The organism is Mycobacterium sp. (genome assembly GCF_032159565.1).
Taxonomy (GTDB): domain Bacteria; phylum Actinomycetota; class Actinomycetes; order Mycobacteriales; family Mycobacteriaceae; genus Mycobacterium.
This window is the reverse complement of the sequence record NZ_JAVHWR010000162.1, coordinates 1-4,875: the sequence shown is the minus strand read 5'-3', so window position 1 is coordinate 4,875 and position 4,875 is coordinate 1. Positions and strand designations below refer to the sequence as shown.

The 4,875-nt window shown below is 67.9% G+C and carries 5 protein-coding genes; 1 reads left to right on the top strand and 4 read right to left on the bottom strand.

Translation table 11 applies throughout. The features are described from left to right. Positions 1-390 (top strand): aldehyde dehydrogenase family protein (locus QOC76_RS21820; protein WP_526360292.1); only part of this gene is annotated, 390 nt, incomplete at its 5' end. A gap of 3 nt (positions 391-393) precedes the next feature. Here the strand turns inward: QOC76_RS21820 and QOC76_RS21815 are convergent. From QOC76_RS21815 to QOC76_RS21800, 4 genes are read right to left on the bottom strand one after another with little or no spacing between them, the layout of a single operon-like run. Beyond that, positions 394-864 (bottom strand): (2Fe-2S)-binding protein, encoded by a 471-nt coding sequence (locus tag QOC76_RS21815; protein WP_526360290.1) that lies wholly within the window; start codon positions 862-864, stop codon positions 394-396. Continuing rightward, positions 857-1,753, bottom strand: coding sequence for an FAD binding domain-containing protein (locus tag QOC76_RS21810; RefSeq protein WP_526360288.1), 897 nt, complete (start codon positions 1,751-1,753; stop codon positions 857-859). The genes QOC76_RS21815 and QOC76_RS21810 overlap by 8 nt, the downstream gene beginning before the upstream one ends. After that, the gene (locus QOC76_RS21805) at positions 1,750-2,451 is read right to left on the bottom strand and encodes an SRPBCC family protein (RefSeq protein ID WP_526360286.1); all 702 of its coding nucleotides are present in this window, start codon (positions 2,449-2,451) and stop codon (positions 1,750-1,752) included. The genes QOC76_RS21810 and QOC76_RS21805 overlap by 4 nt, the downstream gene beginning before the upstream one ends. A gap of 2 nt (positions 2,452-2,453) precedes the next feature. Next, entirely contained in the window at positions 2,454-4,811 is a 2,358-nt protein-coding gene (locus tag QOC76_RS21800; RefSeq protein ID WP_526360284.1) for a xanthine dehydrogenase family protein molybdopterin-binding subunit, read from the bottom strand. Positions 4,812-4,875 lie beyond the last annotated feature (64 nt).

The window sequence follows — 4,875 nt, the reverse complement described above, 5'->3', positions numbered from 1 at the left end:
CCGGGACGGCCCGACGGTCTCGACACCGGTTACTACGTCAGGCCGACGGTGTTCTCGGATGTCAACAATGACATGACCATCGCCCGTGAAGAGATCTTCGGCCCGGTGCTGTGCATCCTGCCCTACGACGACCTCGATCAGGCCGTCGACATCGCGAACGACACGGATTACGGTCTGGCAGGCTATGTTTCGGCCGCGGACCTCGATGCCGCCCGCACGCTGGCACGCCGGATCCGGGCCGGCCAGGTCGCCATCAACCACGCCTTCGACCTGAACACTCCGTTCGGCGGCTACAAGCGCAGCGGTAACGGTCGCGAGTGGAGCGAGTTCGGTTTCGAGGAATACCTCGAGATCAAGGGCACGCTGGGGTACACACCCCAGACGTCCTAGCCGCTAGGACGTCTGCGCTGCGCGGTGCACCGCGTTGATGATGCCCTGGTAACCGGTGCACCGGCAGAAGTTGCCGGAGAGGCCTTCGCGGATCTCCTCGTCGGTGGGTTGCGGGTTGTCGCGCAGCAGCGCGGTGATCGAAGTGACGAAACCCGGTGTGCAGAAACCGCATTGCAGCCCGTGGCACTCGCGCAGCGCCGACTGCACGGGCGACAGTGCGCCGTCGTCGCCCGCAATGCCTTCGACGGTGGTGACCTCCTGGCCGTCCACCTGGACGGCGAAGATCAGGCACGCCCGGACGGCCTGGCCGTCCAGCAGTACCGTGCACGCGCCGCAGGCGCCATGTTCGCAGCCGAGGTGGGTGCCGGTGAGGCCGCACTCCTCGCGCAGGAAGTCGGCGAGCGTCAGACGGGCCTCGACCACGTGCCGGTACGTGCGGCCGTTGACGGTCAGCTCGACGGGCAGCTCATGCATGGATCGCCTCCGTTTCGGACGTGTGTGCCTGCCGCACGGCCACAGCCCATGCGCGCGCCACCATCGCGGCTCCGACACGGGACCGGTAGTCGGCCGAACCCTGAAGGTCGGCCGGAATGTCGGACAGTCCGGCCATCGCCAGCCTTCCGACCTCCTCGGCGGTGACGGCGCCGGCGGGCGCGCCGGCGACCGCGTCCTCGGCCGCCGAGCCGCGCAGCGGCGTCGACCCGAGGCCGAGCAGTCCGATGCCGCATCGCGCCACCCGGTCATCGTCGTCGAGCTCGACCGCAACCGTTGCGCCCGCAATGGCGAAATCGCCGTGCCGACGGGCGAATTCCTCGACGGAGAAGCCGCACCGTCCGCTCCACACCGGAAACCGCACGGCGGTGACGATCTCGTCGGGCGCCAGGGAGGTCTCCCACAGCCCGGTGAAGAACTCCGCCGCCGGGATCTCGCGTCGTTCGCGTGCCGACGCCGCCTCGATCGTCGCGTCGAGCGTGAGCGCGACCGCCGCGTACTCGGCGGCGGGGTCGGCGTGCGCGATCGCCCCGCCCAGCGTGCCCCTGGTCCGGATCTGGAAGTGACCGATGTAGGGCGTCGACAGGGTCAGCAGCGGCACCGACTCGGCCACCTCGTCGTCCATGCCCACCAACGCGTGCGAGGTCCCGGCCGCAACCGACAATCCGTCATCACGCAGTTCGATGTTCTTCAATTCCTCCACGCGCGAGATGTCGATCAGGTTCTCGAAGTACGTCAGCCGCATGGCCAGCATCGGCACCAGGCTCTGCCCGCCCGCCAGGATCTTGGCGCCGTCACCGAACTCGGCGAGCATCTGCGCGGCCTCGGCCACGGTGTCGGGGCGATGGTAGGCGAAGGCGGCCGCCTTCATGACTTCAGCAGCCGAGCGAGAGCGGTCTGCAGCTCATCGGCGAGGTCCGCGGCGGGATGGGCGCGCTTGCGCCTGCCCAGCAGGAAGCCGACCGTCACGCCTGCGGCAACCGCAGCGATCGCGGGCGCGTAGCGCTTGGCCATCGGCACCGCAACGACTTTCAGCAGATCGACCGAGTCCACCCCGTCAGAAGCGGTCACTGCGGCCGTCGCGGCGGCGACCGGTGTCGACGCCCCAGCCGACGTGGCGGTGTCGCCGAGCAGATCAGCCTCCAGGTTCCTGGCGAACTGGCCGATCAGGTTCGTGGACACGTCGGCCAGCACGCCGCGGCCGAACTGCGCCGCCTTGCCGGAGACGGTCAGGTCTGTGGTGATGGAAACGATGGTGCCGTGGGTGCCGTCGTCCTTCAGCCGGGCGGTGACGACTGCGGCGGCGTTACCGCTGCCCCTGGTCTCCTTGCCGGTTGCCTTGATGACCACCCGCTGGGCTGCCTCGTCTTTCTCCCGAAACGACGCATCGCCCTTGTAGGACACCGTGATCGGGCCGACCTTCACCTTCACAACACCGGTGAAATCATCGCCGTCGACCGAAAGGAGTTGCGCGCCGGGGATACACGGCGCCACCCGTTCGACATCTGTGAGAACCTGCCACGTCTTCGCCGCGGGCACCGCGACTCGGAACTCGTTGTTCAGCTCCACCTCTAGTGATCCTTTCTCGCTGCGCCTGTGTCGGCCTTGGCCTTTTCGATGAGCTCGACGATCGCGGCGGGGCTGGCGGGCAGCCGGGTCAGGGTCACGCCCAGCGGCGCCAACGCGTCGTTGATCGCGTTGATGACCGCGGGCGTCGAGCCGATCGCACCACCTTCCCCGCAGCCCTTGTATCCGCCGACGCCGGCGCCGGGGATTTCGACGTGCCCGTACTCGATCACAGGCACCTCGGTGGCGGTGGGCAACAGGTAGTCGACGAAGGTCGACGAGAGCGGGTTGCCGCTGTTGTCGTAGACCATGTTCTCCAGCAGCGCGCCGCCGATGCCCTGCACGGTGCCGCCCGCGATCTGACCCTCGACGACATTGGGGTTGATCATCGGGCCGACGTCCTCGCTGACGATGTAGCGGATCAGCTTGACGTGACCGGTCTCGACGTCGATCTCGCAGGTGCACGCGTGGGTTGCGTTGGCCCAGTGGATCATCGTCTGCGAGGTGAACCGCGCGGTCGCCTCCAGAGTGGCCGCCATCCCCGGCGGCAGCTGCGATGGTTCGTAGTAGGAGCGGAAGGCGAGATCGGCGAAGCTGACGCCCTTCTCCGGGTCGTCGCGGACACCTGCCCGCGAGTTCGCGAGCTCGATGTCGCACTCGCCGACTCCGAGCCGATGGGCTGCCATCGCGACGATCTGCTTGCGCAGAATCGCGCCGGCCGCGTCGACGGCGCCCGCGGTCATGGGTCCGCTTCGACTGCCCTGCGTGCCGGCCCCGTACGGCGTCACGGCGGTGTCGCCCTGGATCGTCGAGACGTCTTCGATGTTCGCGCCAAGCGCGTCGGCGGTCAGCTGGACCACCGTCGTCTCGATGCTGTTTCCGGTCGACCCGCCGTTGACGTAGACGTTGATCTTGCCGGTCGGCTCCATCCGGATCGTCGCGCCTTCGGTGCCGAGGTGTCCGGTCGCGGCGCCGGTCGGCTCGATATAGGCCGAGAACCCGAGCCCGATGTAGCGGCCCTCCGCGAGCGCGTCCCTCTGCTCCCTGCGGAAGCCCTCGTGGTCGAGCATCTTCACGGCCTGCTCGAAGGTGTCCGCAGGCGCGACGTGCTCGTAGGGCATGCCGTTGGGGTTGGCGTAGGGCATCTCGTCGGCGCGCAGGATGTTGCGCCTGCGCAGTTCAACCGGGTCCAGGCCCATCTTGCGCGCCCCGATATCGAGAAGTATCTCGCGCGTGAGGGTTTCGTACTGCCATGGACCACGGTAAGCGGCGAGCCCCGCGGTGTTCGAGAACACGGTCTTGTAGTTGAAGCTGGCCTTCGGTACCCGGTACGGGCCGGGGAAGAACATGCCGATCGCGGCGGTGGTCAGCACCGGATACGGCGTCGGATACGCCCCGATGTCCTGCACGAAGTCGATATCGGCGGCGAGGATGTTGCCGTCGTCGTCGAACGCCATCCGCACGTCGCCGTCGACGTGGCGGGCCTGGCCGGCCGACATCAGGTTCTCGCGCCGGTCCTCGATCCACTTCAGCGCGCCGGACACCTTGCGGGCGGCCAACATGACGCACATTTCTTCGCGCATCGGGACGACCTTCTGGCCGAACCCGCCACCGGTGTCGCGCATGATGACTCGCACGTTTTGGGCGGGAATGCCGAGCAGCCGCGCGGCGAACGCACGTAGTTCGTGGGGCGTCTGCGTGGAGGCCCACATCGTCAATTCGCGCGAAGACCCCTCCCATTCGGCGACCAGGCCGCGCGTTTCAATCGGGACAGGCGCATGGATCTGTTGGTACACGTGCGCCGATGCGACATGGGCGGCCGACGAGAACGTCTCCTCGTCGGGCGGGGCCCCGCCCATCCCGCCCGCGACGTTGTCGGGGTAGGCGTCGTGGACGACGACCTCGGAGTCGGCGGCCAGCCGAACAGCCTGGGTGAAGTCTGCGACGGCGGGCAGGGGGTCGTAGTCGACGTCGACCAGTTCGACGGCGTCCTCCGCGACGTAGCGCGACTCGGCGATGACCAGCGCGACCGGATCGCCGACGAATTTCGCCTCGCCTTCGGCCAGCGGTGGGCGCGGCGTGTCGGCGATGTCCTTGCCGGCGACGGCGTGCCATGCCTCCTCGACGTCGGGGTTGAGATCCCCGGCGACGAACACCGCCTGCACGCCGGAAAGCGCCCGCGCCGCGGAGGTGTCGATGCCGTTGATACGAGCCCTGGCAAAAGGACTGCGAACGAAACACGCATGCAGCATGCCAGGTCGCGAGACATCGTCGACGAACGTGCCATGCCCGGTGAGCAGGCGGGTGTCCTCTACTCGAGGAAGCCGGGTGCCCGCATACCTTGTGGCGACGGTTTCGGTCATGGCAAACGCTCCAATCCGTCGTCGATGGGCCGCTACGACAAGGTGCTAAGCAGTTGCTCAGCGA